The sequence below is a fragment of the Microbacterium sp. DT81.1 genome (assembly GCF_049844955.1).
In the GTDB taxonomy this organism is placed as follows: Bacteria; Actinomycetota; Actinomycetes; order Actinomycetales; family Microbacteriaceae; genus Microbacterium.
Window position 1 is genome coordinate 424,571 of sequence record NZ_JBNCMA010000003.1, and the last position, 25,682, is coordinate 450,252.

General features: G+C 70.2%; 21 protein-coding genes and 1 pseudogene. 12 read left to right on the top strand and 10 right to left on the bottom strand.

From position 1 onward, the window contains the following. Nucleotides 1–209: 209 nt before the first annotated feature. From rpsP to treZ, 7 genes and pseudogenes are all read left to right on the top strand, one after another. On the top strand, nucleotides 210–626 hold the full coding sequence (gene rpsP, locus ACLQ2Q_RS10555) for a 30S ribosomal protein S16 (protein WP_425820395.1): 417 nt from the start codon (nucleotides 210–212) through the stop codon (nucleotides 624–626). A gap of 2 nt (nucleotides 627–628) precedes the next feature. Next, nucleotides 629–859: an RNA-binding protein gene (locus ACLQ2Q_RS10560; protein ID WP_425820396.1), complete on the top strand. Its 231-nt coding sequence runs from the start codon at nucleotides 629–631 to the stop codon at nucleotides 857–859. 1 nt (nucleotide 860) lies between these two features. After that, nucleotides 861–1,496, top strand: a pseudogene (gene rimM, locus ACLQ2Q_RS10565) (ribosome maturation factor RimM); the annotation flags it as partial. Between the two features lie 256 nt (nucleotides 1,497–1,752). Further along, nucleotides 1,753–2,526 carry a tRNA (guanosine(37)-N1)-methyltransferase TrmD gene (gene trmD / locus ACLQ2Q_RS10570; protein ID WP_425820397.1) on the top strand — a complete coding sequence of 258 codons (774 nt, stop codon included), beginning with the start codon at nucleotides 1,753–1,755 and terminating at the stop codon, nucleotides 2,524–2,526. Between the two features lie 106 nt (nucleotides 2,527–2,632). Further along, complete coding sequence (glgX, locus tag ACLQ2Q_RS10575) at nucleotides 2,633–4,849, top strand: glycogen debranching protein GlgX (RefSeq protein ID WP_425820398.1); 2,217 nt, start codon at nucleotides 2,633–2,635, stop codon at nucleotides 4,847–4,849. 2 nt (nucleotides 4,850–4,851) lie between these two features. After that, nucleotides 4,852–7,233 carry a malto-oligosyltrehalose synthase gene (gene treY, locus ACLQ2Q_RS10580; protein ID WP_425820399.1) on the top strand — a complete coding sequence of 794 codons (2,382 nt, stop codon included), beginning with the start codon at nucleotides 4,852–4,854 and terminating at the stop codon, nucleotides 7,231–7,233. Further along, on the top strand, nucleotides 7,230–8,972 hold the full coding sequence (gene treZ, locus ACLQ2Q_RS10585) for a malto-oligosyltrehalose trehalohydrolase (RefSeq protein ID WP_425820400.1): 1,743 nt from the start codon (nucleotides 7,230–7,232) through the stop codon (nucleotides 8,970–8,972). The genes treY and treZ overlap by 4 nt, the downstream gene beginning before the upstream one ends. Nucleotides 8,973–9,000: 28 nt before the next feature. Here the strand turns inward: treZ and ACLQ2Q_RS10590 are convergent, their stop codons facing one another. From ACLQ2Q_RS10590 to map, 10 genes are all read right to left on the bottom strand, one after another. Next, complete coding sequence (locus tag ACLQ2Q_RS10590) at nucleotides 9,001–10,620, bottom strand: FAD-dependent oxidoreductase (protein ID WP_425820401.1); 1,620 nt, start codon at nucleotides 10,618–10,620, stop codon at nucleotides 9,001–9,003. Beyond that, entirely contained in the window at nucleotides 10,617–12,761 is a 2,145-nt protein-coding gene (locus ACLQ2Q_RS10595; protein WP_425820402.1) for a molybdopterin oxidoreductase family protein, read from the bottom strand. The genes ACLQ2Q_RS10590 and ACLQ2Q_RS10595 overlap by 4 nt, the downstream gene beginning before the upstream one ends. 2 nt (nucleotides 12,762–12,763) lie before the next feature. Further along, nucleotides 12,764–14,167 carry an MFS transporter gene (locus ACLQ2Q_RS10600; protein ID WP_425820403.1) on the bottom strand — a complete coding sequence of 468 codons (1,404 nt, stop codon included), beginning with the start codon at nucleotides 14,165–14,167 and terminating at the stop codon, nucleotides 12,764–12,766. A gap of 107 nt (nucleotides 14,168–14,274) precedes the next feature. Then, nucleotides 14,275–15,459 (bottom strand): uroporphyrinogen-III synthase, encoded by a 1,185-nt coding sequence (locus tag ACLQ2Q_RS10605; protein ID WP_425820583.1) that lies wholly within the window; start codon nucleotides 15,457–15,459, stop codon nucleotides 14,275–14,277. A gap of 29 nt (nucleotides 15,460–15,488) precedes the next feature. Further along, a complete protein-coding gene (gene cobA / locus ACLQ2Q_RS10610) occupies nucleotides 15,489–16,736 on the bottom strand; it encodes a uroporphyrinogen-III C-methyltransferase (RefSeq protein ID WP_425820404.1) in 1,248 nt (415 codons plus the stop codon). After that, nucleotides 16,733–17,113, bottom strand: a complete 381-nt coding sequence (nirD, locus tag ACLQ2Q_RS10615) for a nitrite reductase small subunit NirD (protein ID WP_425820405.1) — start codon at nucleotides 17,111–17,113, stop codon at nucleotides 16,733–16,735. Before nirD ends, cobA begins: the two co-directional genes overlap by 4 nt. Further along, entirely contained in the window at nucleotides 17,110–19,701 is a 2,592-nt protein-coding gene (nirB, locus tag ACLQ2Q_RS10620) for a nitrite reductase large subunit NirB (RefSeq protein ID WP_425820584.1), read from the bottom strand. The genes nirD and nirB overlap by 4 nt, the downstream gene beginning before the upstream one ends. Before the next feature lie 350 nt (nucleotides 19,702–20,051). After that, nucleotides 20,052–20,894 (bottom strand): ABC transporter permease, encoded by an 843-nt coding sequence (locus ACLQ2Q_RS10625; RefSeq protein WP_425820406.1) that lies wholly within the window; start codon nucleotides 20,892–20,894, stop codon nucleotides 20,052–20,054. Next, on the bottom strand, nucleotides 20,891–21,772 hold the full coding sequence (locus ACLQ2Q_RS10630) for an ABC transporter ATP-binding protein (protein ID WP_425820407.1): 882 nt from the start codon (nucleotides 21,770–21,772) through the stop codon (nucleotides 20,891–20,893). The genes ACLQ2Q_RS10625 and ACLQ2Q_RS10630 overlap by 4 nt, the downstream gene beginning before the upstream one ends. Nucleotide 21,773: 1 nt before the next feature. Further along, nucleotides 21,774–22,556 (bottom strand): type I methionyl aminopeptidase, encoded by a 783-nt coding sequence (gene map, locus ACLQ2Q_RS10635; RefSeq protein ID WP_425820408.1) that lies wholly within the window; start codon nucleotides 22,554–22,556, stop codon nucleotides 21,774–21,776. A 130-nt stretch (nucleotides 22,557–22,686) separates the two neighbouring features. Between map and ACLQ2Q_RS10640 the strand changes: the two genes are divergently transcribed. The 5 genes from ACLQ2Q_RS10640 (at nucleotide 22,687) to ACLQ2Q_RS10660 (ending at nucleotide 25,669) form a co-directional block, all read left to right on the top strand. Further along, nucleotides 22,687–23,184: an MFS transporter permease gene (locus tag ACLQ2Q_RS10640; protein ID WP_425820409.1), complete on the top strand. Its 498-nt coding sequence runs from the start codon at nucleotides 22,687–22,689 to the stop codon at nucleotides 23,182–23,184. Between the two features lie 223 nt (nucleotides 23,185–23,407). Further along, the gene (rplS, locus tag ACLQ2Q_RS10645) at nucleotides 23,408–23,755 is read left to right on the top strand and encodes a 50S ribosomal protein L19 (protein ID WP_425820410.1); all 348 of its coding nucleotides are present in this window, start codon (nucleotides 23,408–23,410) and stop codon (nucleotides 23,753–23,755) included. A gap of 124 nt (nucleotides 23,756–23,879) precedes the next feature. After that, the gene (gene lepB / locus ACLQ2Q_RS10650; protein WP_425820411.1) at nucleotides 23,880–24,647 is read left to right on the top strand and encodes a signal peptidase I; all 768 of its coding nucleotides are present in this window, start codon (nucleotides 23,880–23,882) and stop codon (nucleotides 24,645–24,647) included. Further along, nucleotides 24,644–25,300, top strand: a complete 657-nt coding sequence (locus ACLQ2Q_RS10655; protein WP_425820412.1) for a ribonuclease HII — start codon at nucleotides 24,644–24,646, stop codon at nucleotides 25,298–25,300. The genes lepB and ACLQ2Q_RS10655 overlap by 4 nt, the downstream gene beginning before the upstream one ends. A gap of 45 nt (nucleotides 25,301–25,345) precedes the next feature. After that, nucleotides 25,346–25,669: a DUF2469 family protein gene (locus ACLQ2Q_RS10660; protein WP_325484147.1), complete on the top strand. Its 324-nt coding sequence runs from the start codon at nucleotides 25,346–25,348 to the stop codon at nucleotides 25,667–25,669. The last annotated feature ends 13 nt before the right edge of the window (nucleotides 25,670–25,682 follow it).

Consider the following 25,682-nt stretch of genomic DNA (forward strand, 5'->3'; position numbering starts at 1 on the left):
GTATGGAAGGGCCGGGTGTTCGCGGGCTGGTCCGCGGTATGGAAGGGCCGGGTGTTCGCGGGCTGGTCCGCGGTATGGAAGAATAGAGGGTCGGATCTCCCGCTCGACCCTCTATCCAACGCGGGGATCCTCCTTTGAGCTTCCGCCGGGTGTGCACCCCACTCCCCGAGCGACCGGTTCGTTCATCTTTCACACAATTCTGGAGAATCGTGGCTGTCAAGATTCGTCTCAAGCGCCTGGGCAAGATCCGTGCGCCGTATTACCGCATCGTCGTCGCCGACTCGCGCACCAAGCGCGATGGTCGTGTCATCGAGGAGATCGGCAAGTACCACCCCACCGAGGAGCCCTCGTTCATCGAGGTCGACTCCGAGCGTGCGCAGTACTGGCTCAGCGTCGGCGCGCAGCCGACCGAGCAGGTCACCGCGCTGCTGAAGCTCACCGGCGACTGGGGCACCTTCAAGGGCGACAAGAACGCCGTCTCGACCGTGAAGGTCCGCGAGCCCAAGCCGGCTTTCGAGCAGGATGCCGCCAAGAAGGCCGTGCTCAAGCCCAAGGCCGAGAAGAAGGCCGAGCCCGTGGCCGCGGCGCCCGAGGCTGACGCCGACGCCACCGAAACCGCCGAATAGTCGTGCTGGCCGCCGCGCTCGAGCACATCGTCAAGGGGATCGTCGATCACCCGGGCGAAGTGCGCATCCACTCCTCCACGTCGCCCCGCGGTGATGTCCTCGAGGTGCATGTGCATCCCGACGACCGCGGTCGCGTGATCGGGCGCGGCGGACGCACGGCCAAGGCCCTGCGCACGCTCGTTTCGGCGCTCGCCGACGGCCGACGCGTGCGCGTCGACGTCGCGGACGACTGACGTGTCGAACGACCAGCGCCCTTCCCTTCCCGATAAGACGCAGCTTCGCGTCGGCCGCCTGGTCAAGGCCCACGGGCTGAAGGGCGCGCTCAAGCTGGAGCTGTACACGGACGACCCCGATGGCCGCTTCGTACCGGGGGCCGTCTTCACCCTGCAGGTGCCCGAGTCCTCCCCCTGGCACGGCAAGTCCATCACCGTGCGGGAGTTCCGGTGGATGAACACGCACCCCGTCGCCTTCTTCGAGGGCGTGGATGACCGCGAGGCCGCCGAGGCTCTCGTGCGCGCGATCCTGTGGATCGATCAGGATGCCGAGTCCACCGCCCCGGAAGACGACGCCTGGTACGACCACCAACTCGTCGGTCTCGAGGTCGTGCGGGACGGGCAGAGCGTCGGCCGCGTCATCCGCGTGGACCACTTCCCCGCGCAGGATCTGCTGATCGTCCGCCCTTCGGCGGGTTCAGGCGCCGGCGGCGATCGAGAGATCATGGTGCCGTTCGTCGCCGCGATCGTTCCCGAGGTCGATGTGGCCGCCGGTCGCGTCACCGTCACCCCGCCGCCGGGGCTCTTCGAGGAGCTGCCGCTGTCGGAGGACGACGAGAACCCGGATGCCGCCCTTCGACAGGCTCAGGGACCGGATGAGGCTCAGGGACCGGATGAGGCTCAGGGACCGGATGAAGCTCAGGGACCGGATGAAGCTCGGGGACCGGATGAGGCTCAGGGACCGGATGAGGCTCAGGGACCGGATGAGGCTCAGGGACCGGATGAGGCTCAGGGACCGGATGAGGCTCGGGAACCGGGGCAGGCTCAGCAGCCGGATGCGGCCGCCGAACCGCACGACGGCACGACCGACGCGGGCGTCGCCGCACCGACCGAGGACGCCACGCAGGCCTGACATGCTCATCGACGTCGTCTCGATCTTCCCCGAGTACTTCGGCCCGCTCGAGATGTCGCTCCTGGGCAAGGCGCGAGGCGCCGGCATTCTCGACATCCGCACGCACGATCTGCGCGAGTGGACCCACGACCGCCACCGCACGGTCGACGACACCCCCTATGGCGGCGGCGCCGGCATGGTGATGAAGCCCGAGCCTTGGGGTGAGGCGCTGGACGCGCTGACCGCCGGCGACGCTTCGACGCGCTCAGCGACCGAGAGCAGCTCAGCGACCGAGACGGGGGAGGCGACCGGCGAACTGGGCTCATCGACCCGGACGGGGCCGGTCATCATCTTCCCGTCGCCCGCGGGCGAGCTGTTCACCCAGGCCACGGCCCGGGAGCTGGCCGCCGAGCAGCACCTCATCTTCGGCTGCGGCCGCTACGAGGGCATCGACGAGCGGGTGTTCGCGCACGCGGCGGCCCTCGGCAGGGTACGGCTGATCAGCCTCGGCGACTACGTGCTGAACGGCGGCGAGGTCGCCGTTCTGGCGATGATCGAGGCCATCGGCCGGCTTCTTCCCGGTGTGGTCGGCAATCCGGCCAGCCTGCTCGAGGAGTCCCACGAGGACGGTCTGCTGGAGTACCCGTCGTACACCAAACCGGCGTCCTGGCGGGGACTCGACGTGCCCCCGGTGCTGCTGAGCGGCAACCACGGCGCGATCGCGCGCTGGCGTCGGGAACAGCAGCTGGAGCGCACGCGCGAGCGACGCCCCGAGCTCCTCGCCGGCGATAACTGACACATCAACCTGGACGCAAGCCCCAATCGGGCCTCTGCGCCGCCCGATAGGGTGGAAAGCCGCCGACGCCGGTTTTTTCCGGCGTCGGCGTCATCATGGAGGCAATGTGCAGACTTGGCCAGGTTCGAGCTATCCGCTCGGTGCGACGTTCGACGGCAACGGAACGAATTTCGCGCTCTTCAGCGAAGGGGCGACCCGTGTCGAGCTGTGTCTCTTCGGCGACCGCGGCAAGGAGACCCGCATCGATCTGATCGACGTGGACGCACACATCTGGCACGCGTACCTGCCGACCATCGGGCCCGGCCAGCGCTACGGCTACCGCGTGCACGGCGACTACGACCCGAAGAGCGGCAAGCGGTTCAACCCGAGCAAGCTGCTTCTGGACCCCTACGCCAAGGCCGTCGAGGGCCAGGTCGACGGGCACCAGTCGCTGTTCGGCTACAACTTCGGCGACCCGGATTCGCGCAACAACGATGACTCCGCCGCGCACATGATGAAGGGCATCGTCATCAACCCCTTCTTCGACTGGGCGGGCGACCGTCAGCCGAAGACCCCGTACGCGTCATCGTTCATCTACGAGGCGCACGTCAAAGGTCTCACGCAGCTGCACCCGGCCGTGCCGGAAGAGCTGCGGGGGACGTACGGCGGCATCGCCCACCCCGCGGTCATCGATCACCTGAAGAAGATCGGCGTCACGGCGATCGAGCTCATGCCGGTGCACCAGTTCGTCAACGACAGCACGCTGCAGGACAAGGGCCTCTCGAACTACTGGGGCTACAACACGGTTGCCTTCTTCGCACCGCAGAACACCTACGCGGCCACGGGCGAGCGGGGTCAGCAGGTGCAGGAGTTCAAGGGCATGGTGCGCGCGCTGCACGCCGCCGACATCGAGGTCATCCTCGACGTGGTCTACAACCACACCGCCGAGGGGAACCACCTCGGCCCCACGCTGTCGATGCGCGGCATCGACAACGCGGCGTACTACCGCCTCGAGGACAAGGACAAGCGGTACTACACCGATTACACGGGCACCGGGAACAGCCTCAATGTCGGCAACCCGCACGCCCTGCAGCTGATCATGGATTCGCTGCGCTACTGGGTGCTCGAGATGCACGTCGACGGCTTCCGCTTCGACCTCGCTGCGACGCTCGCCCGCGAGTTCTACGACGTCGATCGCCTGGCGACCTTCTTCGAGCTCGTGCAGCAGGACCCGGTGGTCTCGCAGGTCAAGCTCATCGCCGAGCCCTGGGACATCGGTCCCGGCGGCTACCAGGTGGGCAACTTCCCGCCGCAGTGGACGGAGTGGAACGGCAAGTACCGCGACACCGTGCGGGACTTCTGGCGCGGCGAGGCGGCCACGCTGGGTGAGTTCGCCTCCCGGCTCACCGGTTCGGCCGACTTGTACGAGCACTCCGGGCGCCGCCCTGTGGCATCCATCAATTTCGTCACCGCGCACGACGGGTTCACGCTGCGGGATGTCGTCAGCTACAACCAGAAGCACAACGAGGCCAACGGCGAGAACAACAACGACGGGGAATCGCACAACCGGTCGATGAACTTCGGCGTCGAGGGCCCGACGGATGACCCGGCGATCCTCACCATGAGGGCGCGCCAGCAGCGCAACTTCATCGCGACGCTGATGCTCTCCCAGGGCGTGCCGATGCTGCTGCACGGCGACGAGCTCGGCCGCACCCAGCTCGGCAACAACAACGGGTACGCGCAGGACAACGAGCTGACGTGGGTGCACTGGGACGAGGTCGACCAGCCGCTGCTCGAGTTCACGGCCGCACTCGCACGGCTCCGGCGCGAGCACCCGACCTTCCGGCGCAGCCGGTTCTTCAACGGTCGCCCGGTGCGCCGGGTCGCAGGCGCCCCGGTGCCCGACATCTCGTGGCTGCGCCCCGACGGCAGCGAGATGCAGCCGGAGGACTGGGAGGCGGGCTTCGGCCGCGCGGTCGGCGTGTTCCTCAACGGCGGCGGCATCCGCGAGCGCGACCGCCGCGGCGAGCCGATCTCCGACAAGCACTTCATCGTGCTGTTCAACGCGGGGGATGGGGATGTCGACTTCCACATCCCCGCGGTCGAGTACAGCCCGCGGTGGGACATCCTCGTCGACACGGCGGGCGAGCGCGCCGACACCGATCCGATCGAGCCGGGAACCTCCATCGTCGTGCACGCCAAGGCGATGCTCGTCCTGATCGAGCACAGCGCTCCCGTCGCAGAGGTCGACCACTCGGTCGCCGCGTCCCTGGCGGGAATCGGCGCCAGCGTGAGCCCCGACGACATGCCGAGCCCCTCACCGAAGTCCGAGGTTTCGAGGTAGCCATGCCGAAGCGTCCGGTGTCCACGTACCGCCTGCAGATCAGGGCGGCCTTCGACCTCGACGCGGCGGCGCAGCTGGCGCCGTACCTGCGGGACCTCGGCGCGGACTGGGCCTATCTGTCGCCGCTGCTGGCATCCACAGAGGGCTCGGACCACGGCTACGACGTCGTCGACCCGAGTCGCGTCGACGACGCGCGGGGCGGACCCGAGGGCCTCGATGCCTTCTCGAAAGCCGCGCGATCGGCGGGGCTCGGCATCCTGGTGGACATCGTCCCGAACCACATGGGGGTCGCCGACGCGGCGCAGAACCCGTGGTGGTGGGATCTCCTGGCCAGCGGCCGCGAGTCGCGGTACGCGGCCGCGTTCGACGTCGACTGGGAGGTCGGCGGGGGCCGCGTGCGGCTCCCGGTCCTCGGCACGTCGTTCGAGCAGGCGGCGGATGCTGGGGAGCTGCGCGTCGAGGCCGACGAGCTGCGGTACTTCGATCACCGGTTCCCGCTCGCACAGGGGTCGGTCACGGCCGACGAGCGGGCGGTGCTGGCCAGCGACCCCACCGACGCGTCGACGGTGCGAGCGGTGCACGAGCGCCAGCACTACGAGCTGATGCACTGGGAACGCGAGGCGGCGGAGCTCAATTACCGCCGATTCTTCGCGGTGTCCTCGCTCGCCGGCATCCGGGTGGAGGACCCCGCCGTCTTCGACGAGGCCCACGCCGAGATCGTTCGCTGGGTCCGATCCGGGCTCGTGGACGGTCTGCGCATCGATCATCCCGACGGCCTTGCGGACCCGGTCGGCTATCTCGATCGCCTCGCGGAGAAGACGAGCGGCGCGTACGTGCTCGTCGAGAAGATCCTCGAGCACGGCGAACGCCTGCCGCAGTACTGGGAGACCGAGGGCACGACGGGCTACGACGCGATGGGCGACATCGACCGGGTGTTCGTCGACCCGGCGGGCGAGTCTGCGCTCGACGCTCTCGACGAAGACCTGCGGGGGAGCGCCGTGCCCCCGTGGCAGGACCTGATCCACGACACGAAGCGGGTCATCGCCGACACGATCCTTCGCTCCGAGGTGCTGCGGCTGAACCGGCTCCTCGACGAGCCGATCGACGGATCGGACGACGCGATCGCCGAGCTGCTGACGTGCTTCCCGGTGTACCGCTCCTATCTGCCCGACGGCGCCGGGTATCTCGTGCAGGCGGCGGATGACGCGAGGCGCCGCCGTCCGGAACTCACGGACGCGATCGATCATGTGCTCGTGCGCCTCGCCGATCCGGGGCATCCGATGGCCGTCCGCTTCCAGCAGACCAGCGGCATGGTGATGGCGAAGGGCGTGGAGGACACCGCCTTCTACCGGTACACCCGGCTCGGCTCGCTCACCGAGGTGGGGGGCGACCCGTCGGTCTTCGCACTGGATGTCGATGGCTTCCACGACGCCCAGGCGCGCCGGCTCGCCGAGCGCCCCGCCGCGATGACCGCTCTCTCCACCCACGACACCAAACGAGGCGAAGACGTGCGGGCCCGCATCGCCGTCCTGGCGGAGCTTCCGGGGGAGTGGGCCGAGTTCCTGCGGTCCATGCGCGATGTCGTGACCTCCGGGCACGGACCGTTCGACAACCTGCTGTGGCAGGCGATCGTCGGAGCATGGCCGGCAACCCGCGAGCGACTGCACGCCTACGCCGAGAAGGCGGCGCGAGAAGCAGGGGAGGCGACCGGGTGGCTCGCGCCCGAGGCGGCGTTCGAGGCGAGCATGCATGCGGTGGTGGACGCCGCGTTCGACGATCAGCGGGTCGCCGAGCGACTGGCATCCTTCGTCGCCTCGGTCGAGCAGTTCGGCTGGAGCAATTCCCTGGGCGCGAAGCTTCTCCAGCTCACCGGCCCCGGGGTGCCGGACGTCTACCAGGGAAGCGAGCTGTGGGAACAGAGCCTCGTCGACCCCGACAATCGCCGAGCGGTGGACTTCGCCGAGCGCCGCGACCTGCTCGCTCGCCTCGACGGCGGTTGGCTGCCGGATGTCGACGCCTCGGCCGCCGCGAAGCTGCTGGTCACCTCCCGCGCCCTGCGCCTCCGCCGGGATCGGCCGGAGCTCTTCACGCGCTACGTGCCGATGACCGTCACCGGAAGCGCTCTCGACCACCTGATCGCCTTCGACCGTGGCGGTGCGGTCACCGTTGCCACGCGCCTTCCCGCGCGGCTCGCCCGACGAGCCGCGCGCGACGGCTCCCCGTGGGGCGACACGGAATTGCTGCGGCACGCCGGTCCGACCGTGGACGTCCTGACCGGCCGGGTCTTCGAAGGCCACCGCCTGCCCGTCGCCCGGCTGCTCGAGCGCTATCCGGTCGCACTCCTCGCACCCCTGGACGCATACCCCGGAAGGCAGGTCCCATGATCGAAGTCTGGGCACCGCTCGCACGCTCCGTCGCACTGCACCGGCCGGGAGCCGACGGCACCGAACTCACCCCACGCGGCGACGGATGGTTCACCGCCGACGTCTCACTCCGGGGCGGCGAGGAGTACGGATTCGAACTCGACGGTTCGGGTGCCGTGCGGCCGGATCCGCGCTCGCGGCGACAGCCCCGGGGCGTACACGACCTCAGCGCGTGGTTCGATCCGTCTGCCCACCGGTGGGCTGATGGCGACTGGACCGGCCGGCAGCTCGCCGGCTCGGTGATCTACGAGCTGCACATCGGAACCTTCACGCCGGAGGGGACATTCGACGCGGCCATCGAGCGGCTCGATCACCTGGTGCGCCTCGGCATCCAGCTCGTCGAGGTCCTGCCGGTGAACGCCTTCAACGGCAGCCACAACTGGGGCTACGACGGAGTGCTCTGGTATGCGGTGCACGAGGTCTACGGCGGGCCGGCCGGGTACCAGCGGTTCGTCGACGCCTGCCACCAGCGCGGACTCGGCGTGATCCAGGACGTGGTGTACAACCACCTGGGCCCCAGCGGCAACTACCTCCCGGAGTACGGGCCGTACCTGCGGGAAGCCGAACGCAACACGTGGGGATCGTCCGTGAATCTCGACGAACCCGCCGTTCGCAGCTACATCGTCGAGAACGCGCTGATGTGGATGCGCGACTACCACGTGGACGGGCTGCGCCTGGATGCCGTACACGCCCTGGTCGACACGAGCGAGCGCCACCTCCTTCAGGAGCTGTCCGAACGCACCGACGCCCTCAGCGCACATGTCGGCCGCCCGCTCACCCTGATCGCTGAGTCCGACATGAACGACGCGGCCCTCATCATGCCGCGCGAGGCCGAGGGATACGGCCTGACCGCACAGTGGAGCGATGACTACCATCACGGGCTTCATGTCGCCGTGACCGGCGAGACGGCCGGCTACTACGCCGACTTCGCCCCGCTGTCGGCCCTCGCCAAGGCCGCGACGAAGGGGTTCTTCCACGACGGAACGTGGTCATCGTTCCGCGTCCGCAATCACGGGCATCCCATCGACCCGCAGGTGCCGACGTGGCGCCTCGTCACGTTCGCCCAGGACCACGATCAGATCGGCAACCGGGCGGCGGGCGACCGGCTCTCGCAGACGCTGGACGAGCGGAGCCTGCAGATCGCGGCCGTGCTGACGGTGCTGGCCCCCTACACCCCGATGCTCTTCATGGGCGAGGAGTGGGCGGCGTCGACGCCGTGGCAGTTCTTCACGTCGCATCCCGAGCCCGAGCTCGGCAGGGCCACCGCGGAGGGCCGGATCGAGGAATTCGCGAGGATGGGCTGGGATCCCTCCATCGTTCCCGACCCCCAGGACCCGGAGACCTTCCTGCGCTCGAAACTGAAGTGGGACGAGGCCGAGGGCGGTGTGCACGCACGGCTCCTGGAGACCTATCGGCACCTGATCGCGCTGAGGCGGAGCGAACCGGATCTGAACGACCCGGCATTCGCCTCGCTGTCGGCCGACGTCGATGACGAGCAGCGATGGATCCGGCTCGGTCACGGACGCATCGACATCGCGGTGAACCTGGCCGACGAGGCTCGGCTCGTGCCCGTGCGCGCCGGGGCGGAGGTGCTCTGGGCGACGGATGCCGCCGGCTCCGGGATCGCGGTGGGAGAGCCCGTCACCGAGCCGACCATCAGCCTGGCCGGACGATCGGCCGCCGTGCTCCGCGTCGGGTGACCGAAGCCCGCGCTCCCGGTCGCCCGGTTCACACCGCCGCGGTGGCCGCCGCGTGCCGCGCGAGGACGTCGGAGATGCGGCTCTTGCACCCGCCGCACCCCGTGCCGGCTCGCGTGTCGCGACCGATGCAGGCCACCGTCGCGTTGCCCTGGGCGGCCGACTCCTCGACTTGCTCGACCGTGACGGCGTTGCACCAGCACACCGTCGCGGTGGGCGCGAACGCGTCGCCGTTCTCGCCCGGAACGTAGTCCGGGCCGTCGAAGCGCAGCAGCAGAGACCGGTCGGCGGGCAGCTCGCCGCCCCGCTCGAAGAGCAGCGTCAGCTCGGCGGCCGTCCGCGGCATCCCGACCGACACGAACGCGGTGAGCACGCCACTCTCCGACACCATCTTCACGTAGCGGAGGTGCTCGGGATCGGCCCACAACGACACCTTGCGGTCGCATCCGGGGCGCGGGTCATCGTCCCCCGGCTCGAGCGAGACGTCGCCCACCGCCACGACGTCGACGTGCTCGGCCTTCAGCATGACGAGCGCCTCGCGTTCGGCGTCCATCGCGTCGGCGTCGATACCCCCGCGGTCGGCGGCGGCCGAACCGCCGAGCTCGTCCAGCAGCCGGGCGGCGAGCCAGTCCGCCTGCCGCCACCCGGGGCCGATCAGCCCTGACGGACCGCCCGGAACCCGCGCCGAGGCATCGTCCGGCAGGTGATCGACGATGTGGGCGCAGTCGCCGATGGCGTAGACGTCGGGGTCGCTCCAACTGCGCAGCCGGCGATCCACGAGAACGCCGAAGGCCGTCCGAAGCCCGGAGAGGGCAGCCAGCTCCGAGCGGGGGCTCACGCCGCACGAGAGCACGAGCAGGTCGCCCTCGATCTGGTTGCCGTCCGCCGTGATGAGCCGATCGAAGTGGCGTTCGCCGTTCTCGTCTGTGCGGAACTCGACGGACTCGGCCCTGCTGTGCGCGAACACGGCCAGACCGGTGCGCCGCAGCGCTTGGCGCAGCACGCCGCCGCCGCCCCGGTCGAGGCTGCGGGGCATGGGGTATGCCCCGTGATGCACGACGGCGACGCGCGCACCGGCGTGCACGGCCGCGAGGGCCAGCTCCAGCCCCAGCACGCCGGCGCCGAGGATGACGAGCCTACGACCACCCGCGATGGCCGCGCGGACGCGCTCCGCGTCGCCGAGGTCGCGCAACGCAGTCACGCCTGGGGGTAGGGCGTCGTCGCCGGCGATCAGGTCGCCGGGCAGCGACGACAGCGTGCCCGGGTCGCGCCTCGGGCGGGGCACGCCGTCGAGCGTCGGCGTGTTCGCGCGCGAACCGGTCGCCAGCACCACCCGGTCGTAGGCGATCCGCTCACCCGTGCTGAGCGTCGCTGCGCGCGCCCCGCGGTCGAGGTGCCGCACCGATACCCCGGTCATGATCCGCGCGCCCGCTGCCTCGGCGGCTCCGCGGTCGGCGATGGTCAGCGAGTCCCGTTGCATACCGCCGACGGCATACTCCGCGACAAGCACCCGGTTGTATGCGTCATCGACCTCGGCACCGACCACCGTGAGCTGGATCGCGCCGGAACGGACACCCGGCAGCACGTTCTCGACGAAGCGTGCGCCGACGGGGCCGTAGCCCACGACGAGCACGCGCAGCGGTTGCGTCATCCGATCATCGCCTCCTCCAGTCGCCGCACCCGCACCGAGCCGGTCTTGAACTCCGGCATCGAGGACACGGGATCCACCCGGTCGGAGGTGAGCAGGTTCGCCGCACCGTCTCCGCCGAAGTGGAAGGGCACGAACACCGTGCCGGGCCTCAGGTCGGTCGACAGGCTCGCCCGGCCCCGCATCGCGCCGCGCGTGTTGTCGAGCTCGACCATCTCGCCATCCTGGACGCCGAGCTCCTGCGCCGTCGCGGGGTGCAGCGTGACCCGCACCTCCGGCTGCGCCGCTGACAGCTCCGGCACGCGCCTGGTCTGCGCGCCGCTCTGGTAGTGCTCGAGCAGGCGACCCGTGAGAAGGGTCAGCTCGCCCACGCCCGGCAGCCGGTCATCCTGCGGGGCGGGCGTCACCGCCACGATGCGTGCGCGGCCGTCATCGTGCCAGAACCGGTCGGCGAAGAGCCGGGGCGTGCCGGTCGATCCGGGGGGATACGGCCAGTGTGCGGCGACCCCCGCGTCGAGCAGCGCGTAGTCGATGCCCGAGTAGTCCGCGATCCCGCCGGCCGAAGCGAGGCGGAGCTCGTCGAAGACCTCCTCCGGCTCGGTGGAGTATCGACCGGGGGCGTCCAGTCGGCGCGCCAGCTCGGCGAGGATCCACAGTTCGTCCCGCACGCCTTCCGGAGGCGGGAGGGCGCGGCGTCGGCGCAGCACGCGGCCGTCGAGGTTCGTCATCGTGCCCTCCTCCTCGGCCCACTGCGTCACGGGAAGCACGACATCCGCCAGCGCCGCCGTCTCGGAGAGGAAGAAGTCCGACACGACCAGCAGGTCGAGCCTCCCGAGCGCGGTCCGCACCGCCCCGGCGTTCGGCGCCGACACGACGAGGTTCGAGCCGTGCACGAGCATCGCCCGAGGACCCTCCGGCGTGCCGAGCGAGGCGAGCAGCTCCACTGCCGGCACGCCTGGTCCGGGAATGGACTCGGGGGTCACCCCCCACACCCCGGCCACGTGGGCACGTGCCGCGGGGTCGGTGATCTTGCGGTATCCAGGCAGCTGGTCGCACTTCTGTCCGTGCTCGCGACCGCCCTGACCGTTTCCCTGGCCGGTGAGGGTCCCATACCCCGAGTCCTCGCGACCCGGCAGCCCGAGGGCGAGGGCGAGGTTGATCGCGGCCGTCGCGGTGTCGGTGCCGTCGACGTGCTGCTCGACCCCCCGTCCGGTGAGGATGTAGACACCGCCGCCGGCCGCGAGGCGCCGCGCGACCCGCCGGATAGTGACGACGGGCACACCGGTGACCGACTGCACCCGCTCCGGCCACCAGCCGGCGACACTCCGCCGGAGCGCCTCGACCCCGGTGGTGCGGTCGACGAGGTAGCGGTCATCGGCGAGACCCTCGGCGAGCACGACGTGCGTGATGCCCAGCAGCAGCGCGAGGTCAGTACCGGGGGAGGGCTGCACGTGGATGCCTCGGCCGTCGTCCGCGAGCCGCGCCGTCGCGGTGCGGCGGGGGTCGACGACCACGAGGCCGCCGGCGGCCTGCGCACCGGCGAGGTGCCCCACGAAGGGCGGCATCGTGGCGGCGACGTTCGTCCCGAGCAGGAGGATCGTGGATGCCGCGTCGAGGTGCTCGAGAGGAAAGGGCAGGCCGCGGTCGATGCCGAACGCGCGGTTGCCGGCAGCCGCGGCCGAGGACATGCAGAAGCGGCCGTTGTAGTCGATCCGGCTCGTGCCCAGTGCGAGGCGGGCGAACTTGCCGAGCTGGTAGGCCTTCTCGTTCGTCAGCCCGCCGCCGCCGAACACCGCGACCGCGTCGGCCCCGTGCTCGGCACGGATGGCCGCGAGGGCACCGGCGACGAGGTCCAGCGCGTCCTCCCAGCTCGCGGGGCGCAGGTCGCCGTCGGAACCGCGCACCAGCGGCGTCCGCAGCCGGTCGGGAGCGACCAGCACCTCCGCGGCGGTCCAGCCCTTCTTGCAGAGCCCACCGCGGTTGGTGGGAAAGTCGCGGCCCGCGATCTCGAGAGGGGGCGAGCCCACCCCGCCCGCGTCGCCGGCCGCGCCATCCACACGCGTGAGCGTCATCGCGCACTGCAGGGCGCAGTACGGGCAATGGGATGCGGTGGCCGAAGCGGCGGGAGGGGTGAGCGGTGCCATGGTCAGATCCGAGGTCCTCCGGTGCGGGCGGCGCGACCGTAGGCGAGCCAGGTGATCAGCATCAGTGCGGCGTACGAGCCGACGAAGACGAGGAAGGCGCTGGCGTATGTACCGGATGACTGACGAGACAGGTTGAGCGCCTGCGGGATCAGGAAGCCGCCGTACGCGCCGATGGCCGAGATGAGCCCCAGGGCGGCCGCGGCCTTGCGCTTGGACGAGACATCGCCCCCCGTCAGCGCGTCGCCCCCGCCCCGCAGCGCGAAGACGATAGGGATCATGCGATACGTGGATCCGTTGCCGGCCCCTGCTGCCGCGAAGATCACGAGGAAGCATCCCAGGAACAGCCAGAACTGTCCCGTCGGCAGGGTCGCGGTCACGAGCAGCGTCATCGCCGCCATCACGGCGAACGCGGCCATCGTGACCCGGGCGCCGCCGAAGCGGTCGGCGAGCCGCCCGCCGAAGGGCCGCGCGAGCGAGCCGACGAGGGCCCCGAGAAAGGCGAGGGAGACCGATGCGCCACCGACCGCGATGCCCGAGAACGCCGGGAACTGATCGGCGATGAGCTTGGGGAAGACGCTCGCGAAGCCGATGAACGATCCGAATGTGCCGATGTACAGGAGCGAGAGCAGCCAGAGGTGCGGCTCGCGCAGCGCGGCCGCGGACCCGGCGAAGTCGGCCTTCGCCGACGACAGGTTGTCCATGTACCGCCAGGCGCCGAACATGGCGAGGAGGATGAGCGGCACCCAGATCCAGCCCGCCAGCGGCAGGTTCAGCGTGGCGGCCGCGCCGATGGTGACCACGATCGGAACGACGAACTGGGCGACGGCGGCACCCAGATTGCCGCCGGCGGCATTCAGGCCCAGCGCCCAGCCCTTCTCGCGCTGCGGGTAGAAGAAGGTGATGTTCGACATGGAGCTGGCGAAGTTGCCGCCGCCGAATCCGGCGAGGGCGGCCACGGCCAGCAGCACGGGGAAGGGCGTCTCCGGGTTGCCGACGCAGATCGCCATCGCGACGGCGGGCAGGAGCAGCAGGCCGGCCGAGATGATGGTCCAGTTCCTGCCGCCGACCAACGGGACGAGGAACGAGTACGGAATGCGGAGGGTGGCACCGACGAGGCTCGGGATGGAGATGAGCCAGAAGATCTGGCTGCTGTCCAGAGCGAACCCGGCGGTCGGCAGCAGGACCGCGACGATGCTCCAGAGCTGCCAGATGACGAAGCCGAGGAACTCGGCGAAGATCGACCACTTCAGATTCCGCGAGGCGATGGCGCGTCCGGCGCCTTCCCACTGTGCGTGGTCCTCCGGATCCCATTCGTCGATCCATCGACCGGAGCGGTGAACGAGCGGGCGCGCGGGCGCGGCGACCGTCGTCTCGGTGTCAAGCGCGGTGTCGAGGGTGTCTGTCATCGTGATCTCCCTGAAGCGGGTCGCAACGGATGTGGTGTTGTCAGCGACGCTATGGGCGGGGGATTTCTCGGGCGGATGTCTGTTGTGAACTCTGGGTCTCGAAGTTCTCACCCGGCCGGGACGGGTGTTGTGAGAACCGGGTCCGGTTCCGTGACGTTCAGGCGGTACCCCCGCTTGACCACCGTCTTGATGAGCTCTGGGGCATCGAGCGCTTCGCGCACCCGGGCGATGGCGACCTCGACGGCGTGGGGGTTGGCCACCGAGCGGGGCAGCGCCTCGAGCAGCTCGTGCCGCGAGATGGTGCGTCCGCCGGCGTCGGCGAGCACCGAGAGCACGTCCAACCCGGTGCGGGCGAGCGGGATGAACCGCCCTCCGAGCACGGCTCCGCCGCTGCGCAGCTCGAGGCGGCCGACCGCGGTCTCGATGCCCCGCGCATGACCGCCGCCGAAGTGGGTGACGACCGCGCGCACCAGCGAGCCGAGGCGGCCCCGATCCGGAACCAGCGGGCGGAAGCCGGCGCGCTGCAGGGGGCCGGCGGTGATCGGTCCGACGGCCGCCATCAGCAGGCGTCCGGAATCGGCGTGCTCGACGATGCGGGGGAGCGCCTGCAGGATGTCGGCGGCGGCGAGCCACTCCTGGGCGCCGGGTGCGGACGTGAACAGGATCGCGTCGAACTCCCCGCACGCGGCCGCCGTCACCGAGCGGCGGACGACCCCCGGGTCCGGCGGCGGCCCCCAGCGGTAGACGGTCAGGCTCACGACGTCGGCCCCCGCGGCCTCGAACGCCTCGTCCAATCCGTCCGAGCCCGAGCCGTGGTGCTGCACCGCGATGCGCCTGCCTCGCACTCCCTCGGCGAGCAGGAACTCCTCGAGTTCCGCCGCGGTCTCCGACTCGGCCACCCAGTCGGCCGAGAGGCCGGCCTGCTGGATGGCGCCGCGCGCCTTGGGCCCTCGGGCGACGATCTGCGCGCTCCGCAGCGCCACGAGCAGCGGTTCGAGCAGCCCCGCCTCGTCGGCGGCCTCGATCCAGCCGCGGAAGCCGACGCCCGTCGTCACCACGACGATGTGCGGCGGCTGCGCGATGAGGCGCTCCGTTCGGGCGATGAGCTCCTCATCGTCGATGTGCGGCACGATCGTGAGCGCGGGCGCGAGTCGCACCGATGCACCGTGCCGCTCGAGGGCGGCCGTGAGCTCCCCGGATCGGCGATCGACGGGGAGGAGGATGGTGCAGCCGGCCAGTGCGGCGGACAGCGGCTGGGCCGTCTGCGGCTGCGCCGTGGGCGGCGCTGTCAACGGCGGAGGTGCCACGGGTGGATCGGTGCTCACGTGCGCGCATCACCCACTCGCGTGTCGGGGCTGCGGCTCGCCTCGCCGAGGAGGAGATCGGCCGCCGATACGTGCCCGAAGACCATGACGGCGGGATTGCGGACGCCGGCGGTCGCCGCGGCATCCGCGATCTCGCCGAGCGGTGCACGCGTCGTGCGCTGGCGGTCGCTGTGCCCGTCCTCGACGATCGCGGCGGGCAGGTCGGCCGGCGCTCCCGCCGCCAGAGCGGATGCGGCGAACCCGGCGAGCGCGCTGACCCCCATCAGCACGACCGTCGTCGTGCCGGGATCCCGGAGGGAGGCGAGCGTGGCCGCGGTCGGAGTGTCCTGGCCGTTCACGACGTGCAGCGCCGCCGCCGTCCCCCGGTGGGTGACGGGAATGCCGGCGGCCTGCGGCACCGCCACCACGCTCGAGATGCCGGGTACGACATCGACCGGGATGCCGGCGGCCAGGCACGCGTGCACCTCTTCGCCGCCGCGGCCGTACACGAAGGGGTCGCCGCCCTTCAGCCGGACGACACGACGGCCCGCGAGCGCTCGGTCCACGAGAATGCGGTTGATCTCGTCCTGCGGCACCGGATGGTGCCCGGGGCGCTTGCCCACATCGACGATCTCGACATCGGCATCGAGCTCGCTCAGCACCGCCGTCGGGCCCAGGCGATCGGTGACGACCACATCGGCTTCGGCGAGCAGCCGCCGGCCTCGGACGGTGATCAGGTCGATGGGACCGGGTCCGCCGCCGACGAGGTGCACCTGCCCCACGGACGTCGGGCGCCGCCGGCGAAGCGGCAGCCTGCCCTCGCGAAGCAGGTCGGCGATCGCGTCCCGCAGCACACGGGTGCGCCCCGGGTCGACGCCCTCGGCGGAGACGACCCCGACGATGCTGTCGCCCGAACGGGTCTCCGCCGCGAGCCGCGCGGTGCCGTGGGTGCCGTCTCCCGCGTTGACGCACAGGATGCGCCGCCGTTCGCACGCCGCCGCCACATCGTCATCGACTCGCTGGTCGCCTGTCGCGGTGTGCACCAGCCACGCGTCGTCGAGGTCGTCCGTCCGGAACCCGCGGGCATGCCACTCCAGCCCGGCATCCTCCACGAGGCGTCGGGTGGCGGTCGAGAGCTCCGGCGCGACGACGAGCACGTCGGCGGCGTCGGCGAGGAACCGGCGGATCCGCCGGGCGGCGACATCCCCGCCGCCGACCGCGACCACGCGCCTGCCGGCCAGAGAGATGCCCATCAGAGTCGTCATCGTTCGCTCCACTTCACGAGGATCGTGTCTCCGTCGATCGCGACGGGCCACACGCGCAGGCTCTTCGGCTCCTTGCCCTGCGCGTCGAGACACGCACCGGTTCGCAGGTCGAACACCTGCTTGTACATCGGCGACGCCACCGTGGGGGCATCCTGCCTGCTGCCGACGATCCCGCGGGACAGCACGGAGGCCCCGCTGTACGGGTCGAGGTTCTGCACGGCGTGCACCCGTCCGTCGTGCAGCAGGAAGAGGGCGATCTGCTCGCCGCGCAGAAGTGCGGCGCGACCGCGCTCGATTTCCAGATCGGCGACACGGCACACCGGCACCCACACCGGAGCATCCGCGGTCCTGGCCGGCGGCCGCTCGACAAGGGTCACCGGCGCACCTCCAGAGTCGTGCCGGCGATGAGCACGCCGCCGCCGGCGCGCTCGTCGTCGGTGGCCGGCCGCGGCTGATCCCGCTCCAGCGTGTAGGCGAGCGAGGGGTCGGGTGTCTCGGGCGCGTTGACGAACGAGGCGAAGCGGCGCAGCTTGTCGGGGTCGGCGAGGGTCGCGGCCCACTCGTCCTCGTAGTGCTCGATGTGGGCGGCCATGGCGGCGTCCAGGTCGGCGCAGATGCCGAGGGTGTCATCGAAGATCACGCCGCGGAGCGCATCGATCCCGCCCTCCATCTCCTCGAACCACGGGGCGGTGCGCTGAAGGCGGTCCGCGGTGCGCACGTAGTACATCAGGAAGCGGTCGATCGCCTGCAGGAGGGCGGCGTCATCCAGTCCCTCTGCGAACAGCACCGCGTGCCGAGGGGTGAAGCCGCCGTTCCCCCCGATGTACATGTTCCAGCCGGCCTCCGTCGCGATCACGCCGACGTCCTTGCCTCGTGCCTCGGCGCACTCGCGCGCGCAGCCGGAGACGCCGAGCTTGATCTTGTGCGGCGACCGCAGGCCGCGGTAGCGCAGCTCCAGCTGCACGGCCATGCCGACGGAGTCCTGTACTCCGTAGCGGCACCAGGTCGATCCGACGCACGACTTGACCGTGCGCAGCGACTTCCCGTACGCGTGACCCGACTCGAAGCCGGCGTCCACCAGGCGACCCCAGATCTCGGGGAGCTGCTCGAGGCGGGCGCCGAACATGTCGATGCGCTGGCCGCCGGTGATCTTCGTATAGAGCCCGAAGTCCTTGGCGACCTGTCCGATCGCGAGCAGGCCCTCCGGCGTGATCTCACCGCCCGCGATGCGAGGGACCACCGAGTAAGAGCCGTCCTTCTGGATGTTCGCCATCACGTGGTCGTTGGTGTCCTGCAGCGTGGCGTTCTCGCCGTCGAGCACGTGGCCGGCGCCGAGGGAGGAGAGGATGCTGGCGAGCACGGGCTTGCAGATATCGCACCCGCGGCCGGTGCCGAAGCGGTCGATGATGCCGCTGAAGGTGCGGAGGCCGGAGACCCGCACGGCGTCGAAGAGCTGCGCGCGCGAGAAGGAGAAGTGCTCGCAGAGCGCGGTGCTGAGCTCCGCGCCGGAGCGCGCCAGCTCGGTGCCCACGAGCTTCTTGACCAGCGGCAGGCACGAACCGCACGCCGCGCCGGCGCGGGTGCAGGCCTTGACCCCCGCGACATCGGTGCAGCCATCGTCGGTCACGGCGCACCGGATGGCGCCGGCGGTGACGCTGTTGCACGAGCAGACCAGCGCCTCGTCCGCCAGTTCGCCACCCGCCGGCAGTTCGATGTCGCCCGGGAGGAGGTAGGCGGCGGGGTCCCCGCCCAGAGCGCCCCCGACGAGCGGCCGCAGCATCCCGTACGCGCCCGCATCGCCGACCAGGATGCCGCCGAGCAGGGTCTTCGCATCGTCCGAGAGCACGAGCTTCTTGTAGACGCCGGCGACGGGGTCGGCGTAGACGACGTCAAGCGCACCCGGGGTGGCGGCGAACGCGTCGCCGAAGCTCGCGACATCCACGCCGTTCAGCTTGAGCTTGGTCGACAGGTCGTAGCCCGGGAAAGTGGCGTCGCCGCCGAGCAGCCGCGTGGCCGCCACCTCCGCCATCGCGTAGCCCGGAGCGACGAGCCCGACGCACTGCCCGTCGAAGCTGGCGACCTCGCCGATCGCCAGGATGCGGGGATCGGATGTCGTGCACGCAGGGTCGATGACGACCCCGCCGCGCGGGTGCACCTCGAGTTCGGCCTTCCGGGCCAGCTCGTCGCGCGGCCGCACGCCCACGGTGAAGACGACGACATCGGCACCCTCGTAGGATCCGTCGCGGAATTCGAGACCGACGACGGAGCCCGATCGATCGGCGTCCAGGCGCGTGGTGACGGCCTCGGTCTTGACCTTGATGCCCCGCGACTCGATGAGGCGCCGCAGCGACGAGGCTCCTCGTTCGTCCAGCTGCGCGGACATGAGCCGAGCCGACGATTGCACGACGGTGCACTCGACTCCGAGTTCCTGCAGGGCGCCGGCGGCTTCGAGTCCCAGCAGACCTCCGCCGATGACCATGCCGTTGAGCGAGCGCCCGAGCTCGGTCGACCGGCGCTCCACGAACGCGCTCAGCGCCTGCACGTCATCGAGGGTTCGGTAGACGAAGCATCCGTCGTGATCGAATCCGTCCACCGCGAGACGCGCGGCGTACGAGCCCGTGGCCAGCACCAGTCGGTCATAGCCCACCGAGAGGCCGCTTGCCGTGGTGACGCGGCGCGCGGAGCGGTCGATGCGGGCGACGGCGTCGCCGCGCACGAAGCGGACGCGGGGGTCGGTGTCGAGGAACGAGGCGTCGAGCGTCAGCTGGTCGGGGGTGGCTCCGCCGAAGAACGAGGTGAGCGCGACGCGATCGTAGGGGTGGCGGGGCTCTTCGCCGATGACGGTGACCTTCCAGCCCTGCCCGGCGCCGCCCTCATCGGCGCCGGCTTCGCCCGCGCCCTCCTCGCCGGCCCCTCCTCCGTCAGCGCGGCTGAGCAGGCTCTCCACGAACCGGTGCGCGACCATGCCCGCACCGACGACGACGACGGAGCGCTCCACGGCGACGGAGCGCTCCACGGCGACGGAGTGTTCATGGCGGGGATCTTGGCCCTGCTGCTCGACCATGTCTGCACGGTAGCCGTCGTGTGTTGCATCGCCGTGTGCGGCATGTTTCCGGGGATCGACGGCGGCGGGCACGTTCTCGTTGCGCTTCGATCGGGGCATGTGCACTCCTCGGGGTCGCGAACCGCAACGCGCACCTGCCGCGTTCCGTCCGTGTCCCCGACGCTACGAAGGACGTGTTTCAGCCCGCGAGCGGCCCGCGTTTCGCCGATCGAACGTTTTCCGCACACGCCGCGAGAGCGGGTTGTGAGAAGTCAGCGATCCTTCGGGTTCCACCGGAACGTCAGCGCGCACACGATGAGCCCTACCACCAGCCAGATCCCGCAGACAACGGCGATCCACTCCAGCCCCCAGGTGCCGTTCGGCTCGGCCGACTCGAAGCTCTCGGGCAGGAAGACCGCACGCATCCCGGCAGCCGTCCAGCGCAGCGGGAAGAGGCTGGCGACATCCTGCAGCCAGGTCGGGAGGATGTCGAAGGAGATGTAGACGCCCGAGATGAACTGCAGCACGAGCGCCATCGGCACGATCACGGACTGCGCCGACTTGCCCGAGCGCGGAATGCCGCTGACCGCGATGCCGAGGACCGCCGAACAGGAGACTCCGAGCACGAAGACCCACGCGAAGGTCCCCCACGCCTGCGCGGTGTTCGGCAGCGCGACATCCCAGACGGCCCACGCGACCACGATGAGCAGCGCGGCCTGCAGCGATGCCGTCACCGCCACCTGACCCATCTTGCCCATGAAGTAGCTGCCGATCGGCATGGGGGAGCCGGCGTACCGCTTCAGGGTGCCATCGGAGCGCTCCATCGCGATGTCCACCCCGAGATTCTGCAGTCCCGACAGCAGGATGCCCGCCGCCAGCATCCCGGGAAGGTAGTACGCCGCCGCGCTGATCGTGTCACCCGGCGGTCCGAACTCCTGGCTGCTGAACGCGGTCGAGAAGATCGCGAGCATCAGGACGGGGAAGAGGAAGGTGAAGAAGAGGGTGTCGGGCTGGCGGAAGTACGCGCGCACCTCGTAGCCGACGCGCAGCGCGCCGAGCCGCGCCGAGCGGCCACGGGGGAGCGGCGTGATCCACTCCGTGGTCCGCGCGTTCACGCGACGCTCTCTGGGACGGTCACGTCGTCGCCCGCCGACTCGGCGGCCCCGATCATTCCGAGGTAGACATCCTCGAGGTTGGGGCGCACGACCTCCAGGCGGGCCACCTCTCCCAGATCACGGTAGAGGCGCGCGGCGACGGCCGCCGGCTCGGTCGTGCGCTCCTGGTGCATGCGTCCGTCCTGCCACCAGCGCACGACCGGCATGCGCGCCTCGATCCCGCCGAGCCGGTCGATCGGCGCGATGTCGAGAAGCTCGCCGCCGGCGATCACACCGGCACGATCGGCGAGCTGAGCGGCCTCGTCCAGGTAGTGGGTGGTGAGGAGGATCGTCGTGCCCTCGCCCTTCAGCGAGTGGATCAGCTCCCAGAACTGACGGCGCGCGGCGGGGTCGAACCCCGTGGTGGGCTCGTCGAGGAACAGAAGCGCGGGGCGTCCGATGATGCCGATCGCGACGTCGACCCGCCGGCGCTGTCCGCCGGACAGCTTGCGGATCAGGGTCTTGCGCTGCTCTTCGAGCCCCACGGCGGCGATGACCTCGTCGACCTCGCGGGGATGGGGGTACATCGCCGCGAAGTGGGCGAGCTGCTCGCGCACGGTCACCGGGCCGCTCTCGCCCGTCGACTGCAGCACGATGCCCATGCGCGCCTTCCAGTCCAGGCCGCCCTTGCGAGGGTCCACTCCGAGAACGCGCACGGTTCCGCCGGATCGGTCGCGGTAGCCCTCGAGGATCTCGATCGTCGTCGACTTGCCCGCACCGTTCGGCCCGAGCAGGGCGAACGTCTCACCGGAGCGGATGTCGAAGGACACGCCCTTCACCGCCGTCTTGTGTCCGTAGCTTTTGACCAGTCCCTCGACCTCGACCGCGGACGACGTCATATCAGGCGACGCCGAGGTCAGAGCGGTCGGTGAGGATGATCGGCCCGTCTTCGGTGACGGCGATCGTGTGCTCGGAGTGCGCACCCCGCGAGCGATCGACGCTCCGCAGGGTCCAGCCATCGGGGTCGGTCACCAGTTCGTCGGTCGTCTGCAGGAACCAGGGTTCCAGCGCCATCACGAGACCGGCCCGCAGCGGATAGCCGCGCCCGGGTCGCCCGTCGTTCGGGATGTGCGGGTCGCCGTGCATGATGCGTCCCACTCCGTGTCCGCCGAAGTCGGTGTTGATCGAGTAGCCCTCGGCGCGCGCCACGGCCGCGATGGCCGCCGAGATGTCGCCGATCCTGTTGCCGACCGTGGCCGCCGCGATCGCGGCATCCAGTGCCCGCTCCGTCGTGTCGATGATCCGCAGGTCCTCGGCCCGCGGCGTGCCGACGACGAACGACACCGCCGAGTCGGCCACCCATCCATCGATCGCCACAGCGAAATCGAGCGACACCAGGTCGCCGTCATGCAGCGCGTAGTCGTGGGGGAGCCCGTGCAGCACGGCATCGTTCACCGAGGTGCAGATCACCTTGCCGAACGGGCTCGCGCCGAACGAGGGGTGGTAGTCGATGTAGCACGACTGCGCGCCAGCCTCGCGGATGAGCTGATGCGCGTGCTCGTCGATCGCGAGCAGGTTCGTGCCGACCTTCGTCTCGGCGCGGAGGGCGGCGAGGGTCTCGGCGACGAAGCGCCCGGCGGGGCGCATGGCCTCGATCTCGGCGGGCGTTCGCAATTCGATCATCGGGATTCCTCTCGCATCCCCCCATTCTGTCGGATGCATCGGCGCGCGGGCGGTGCGCATGCGGTGCGGAGTCGCTGTGAGCCTGCGGTGACACCGCCGACCGGGCGGTGCTCGGGCGTACCATCGGGGCATGTGGTTGCGGCGCGCGTTCTACGGCTGGCTGCTTCCGGCCGCTTTCCTTCTGCCGTTGTGGCTCCTGATCGGCTGGGGCGTCTTCCGGGCGGGCGGATGGGCGTTCGTCTGGGTGATCTTCCTGGCAATCCCCTCGGTGTTCATCGGCCAGCTCGCCCTGGGGCTGCTCGTGAAGGCCCGCGGTACCGTGAGGGCGCAGCGAGCCGTCTCGTGGTGGGATGTGGCCGGATTCAGCATCTGGCATGCGCTCACCATCGCGTGCGGCTTCTTCGACCCCGCCTGGTTCTGGCCGGCGTTCGTCGGCGCCGTCGTCGTGGGCGTCGGGCTCTTCTGGCTCGTGCTCTGGGAACTCCTCGGAGAGACGAGGGCCAGCACGGTCATCCTCCGGACCACCGGTCCGGACCAGACCGCATACATCCCGCCGCCGACCCCGCCCCGCCGCCCGGAGGTCGAGCACGACGTCATCGTCATCTCCGAACGGCCGCCGAACCCCTAGGTCGCCGCTGATCCTGGGCCGCCGCCCGCCCGCGGTGTTTTGGCCACCCGCCGCATCCGTGGCAGAATGGATCTTCGTGCCGTGACGGCGCTGGGCCTCCGGCCCGGAGCCGTGCATCGCGTTCTGCCTCAGGGGAGCCGAGGATCGTCAGATCCCACCGCACATCACAATCCTTCACTTCATACCCGCGGTCGACCTGTGGCGGCCGCAGAGAGAAAAGATCATGCAGATCCTCGACGCTGTCGATGCGGCATCGCTCCGCTCCGACATTCCCGACTTCGGCCCCGGTGACACCGTCAAGGTGCACGTCAACATCACCGAGGGCACGCGCTCGCGTATCCAGGTCTTCCAGGGTCACGTCATCGGCCGCTCCGGCGACGGCGTGCGCGAGACCTTCACGGTCCGCAAGATCAGCTTCCAGGTGGGCGTCGAGCGCACCTTCCCGGTGCACAGCCCGGTGATCGACCACATCGAGGTCGTCACCCGCGGCGACGTGCGTCGCGCGAAGCTGTACTACCTGCGCAACCTCCGCGGCAAGAAGGCCAAGATCAAGGAGAAGCGCGACTACTGACGCGCATCAGACCTCTCGAGACACCCCGTGGCGGAAGCCGCGGGGTGTCTTGTTGGGGGCGGGAGTGTGCGACCCTTGAGGTGCGGCTCCCGACGTTCGACGAGCCTCGAGTGAGGGATCCCTTTTGACCACCGAGCACAAGAGCACCGAAGGGGCGTCCGGGCCCGTTCCGCTCCCCGAGACGGGCAGGTCGCGCAGGCGCGGCTGGCTGATCTTCCTACGGGATGTCGTCGTCATCATCCTGGTGGCGGTGCTGGTCTCCTTCCTCATCAAGACATTCGTCGTCCGCTCGTTCTACATCCCCTCCGGGTCGATGGAGGACACGCTGCTCATCAAGGACCGCATCCTCGTGGATGAGATCACCCCGCGATTCGGCGACTACGAACGAGGCGACGTCGTCGTCTTCCGCGATCCGGGCGGCTGGCTTCCGCCGTCGACCGAGCCGCCGCGTCATCCGATCATCGAGGGCGCCGACTGGCTGCTCTCGCTCGTCGGTCTCTCCGCCCCGGATTCGGACGACCACCTCATCAAGCGGATCATCGGCCTGCCCGGCGACCACGTCGTCTGCTGCAACCCGATCGGTCAGATCACCGTCAACGGTGTGCCCGTCGACGAGTCCGACTACCTCAAGCTCTCGCCGGGATCGGTGGACGCATCCGCGGATCCCTTCGACGTCGTCGTGCCGGACGCCTCGCTGTGGGTGCTCGGCGACAACCGGGATCGATCGAAGGATTCGCGGTACAACCAGGAGGAGCCCGGCAAGGGCTTCGTGCCCGTCGCCAACGTCGTCGGGCGGGCGTTCGTCATCACGTGGCCGCTGAACCGATTCGGCACCATCAACACGCATCACGAAGTGTTCGCGGGCGTGCCAGAGCCGACTCCCGCACCATGACCCCCGTCGCACCCCGGCTCACCCTCGAGCGGCGTCTGCTGCGCGAGCGGCCGATCGTCATCGCGTGCGACGAGGTGGGACGCGGAGCCCTCGCCGGCCCCGTCGCCGTCGGCGCAGCGGTGATGGACGAACGCGGCGCCCGCAGACGCATCCCGGAGGGTCTTCGCGATTCCAAACTCGTTCCGGAGCCGAAGCGGGCGGAGGTCGCGGCACGCGCGAGCGCGTGGGTGCAGGGGAGCGCCATCGGCTGGGCCAGCGCCGCCGAGGTCGACGAGGTCGGCATCATGCGGGCCCTGGGCCTCGCCGCGATCCGCGCCCTTGCCGATCTGAGCGCCCATGGCTTCCACACCGCCGAGGCGATCGTCATCCTCGACGGGAATTACGACTACATCACCGCCGCCGGCGCACGCGGACTGACCGTGCGGCCGGTGATCAAGGCCGACCGCGACTGCGCGAGCGCCGCCGCGGCATCCGTTCTCGCGAAGGTGGCGCGCGACGCGCTCATGATCGACCTGCACGACGACCTTCCCGCCTACAACTGGGTCAGCAACAAGGGGTACGCGAGTCCCGATCACCGCGAGGCGATCCGCACGCATGGGATCAGCCCGCACCACCGGGCATCGTGGGCGCTGCTGCCGGAGACGCTGTTCTGAGCTCCGATCGTTCGCCATCCCGACCGGCTCTAGGATGGGAACACCATGGATGACGAAGTCTTCGAGGACTACGACCGCGAGCTCGAGCTGGCTCTGTACCGCGAGTACCGCGACGTGGTGTCGCAGTTCCAGTACGTGATCGAGACCGAGCGCCGGTTCTATCTCGCCAATGAGGTCAACGTCGTCCGCCGCGACACCGAGCACGACTTCTACTTCGAGCTCACGATGAACGACGTGTGGGTCTGGGACATCTACCGCGCCGACAGATTCGTCAAGTCGGTGCGCGTGCTGACCTTCAAGGACGTCAACGTCGAAGAGCTGCAGCGCCGCGATTTCGAGCTTCCGCAGGAGCTGTCGCTCGACGAGTAGCACCGCCGGGGCT

Bases quoted from the DNA above. Each gene is read 5' to 3' on its own strand.
- trmD (WP_425820397.1), top strand. From the start codon at position 1,753: ATGCTCATCGACGTCGTCTCGATCTTCCCCGAGTACTTCGGCCCGCTC.
- treY (WP_425820399.1), top strand. From the start codon at position 4,852: ATGCCGAAGCGTCCGGTGTCCACGTACCGCCTGCAGATCAGGGCGGCC.
- treZ (WP_425820400.1), top strand. From the start codon at position 7,230: ATGATCGAAGTCTGGGCACCGCTCGCACGCTCCGTCGCACTGCACCGG.
- ACLQ2Q_RS10590 (WP_425820401.1), bottom strand. From the start codon at position 10,620: ATGACGCAACCGCTGCGCGTGCTCGTCGTGGGCTACGGCCCCGTCGGC.
- ACLQ2Q_RS10595 (WP_425820402.1), bottom strand. From the start codon at position 12,761: ATGGCACCGCTCACCCCTCCCGCCGCTTCGGCCACCGCATCCCATTGC.
- ACLQ2Q_RS10600 (WP_425820403.1), bottom strand. From the start codon at position 14,167: ATGACAGACACCCTCGACACCGCGCTTGACACCGAGACGACGGTCGCC.
- cobA (WP_425820404.1), bottom strand. From the start codon at position 16,736: ATGACGACTCTGATGGGCATCTCTCTGGCCGGCAGGCGCGTGGTCGCG.
- nirB (WP_425820584.1), bottom strand. From the start codon at position 19,701: ATGGTCGCGCACCGGTTCGTGGAGAGCCTGCTCAGCCGCGCTGACGGA.
- ACLQ2Q_RS10630 (WP_425820407.1), bottom strand. From the start codon at position 21,772: ATGACGTCGTCCGCGGTCGAGGTCGAGGGACTGGTCAAAAGCTACGGA.
- map (WP_425820408.1), bottom strand. From the start codon at position 22,556: ATGATCGAATTGCGAACGCCCGCCGAGATCGAGGCCATGCGCCCCGCC.
- ACLQ2Q_RS10640 (WP_425820409.1), top strand. From the start codon at position 22,687: ATGTGGTTGCGGCGCGCGTTCTACGGCTGGCTGCTTCCGGCCGCTTTC.
- rplS (WP_425820410.1), top strand. From the start codon at position 23,408: ATGCAGATCCTCGACGCTGTCGATGCGGCATCGCTCCGCTCCGACATT.
- ACLQ2Q_RS10655 (WP_425820412.1), top strand. From the start codon at position 24,644: ATGACCCCCGTCGCACCCCGGCTCACCCTCGAGCGGCGTCTGCTGCGC.
- ACLQ2Q_RS10660 (WP_325484147.1), top strand. From the start codon at position 25,346: ATGGATGACGAAGTCTTCGAGGACTACGACCGCGAGCTCGAGCTGGCT.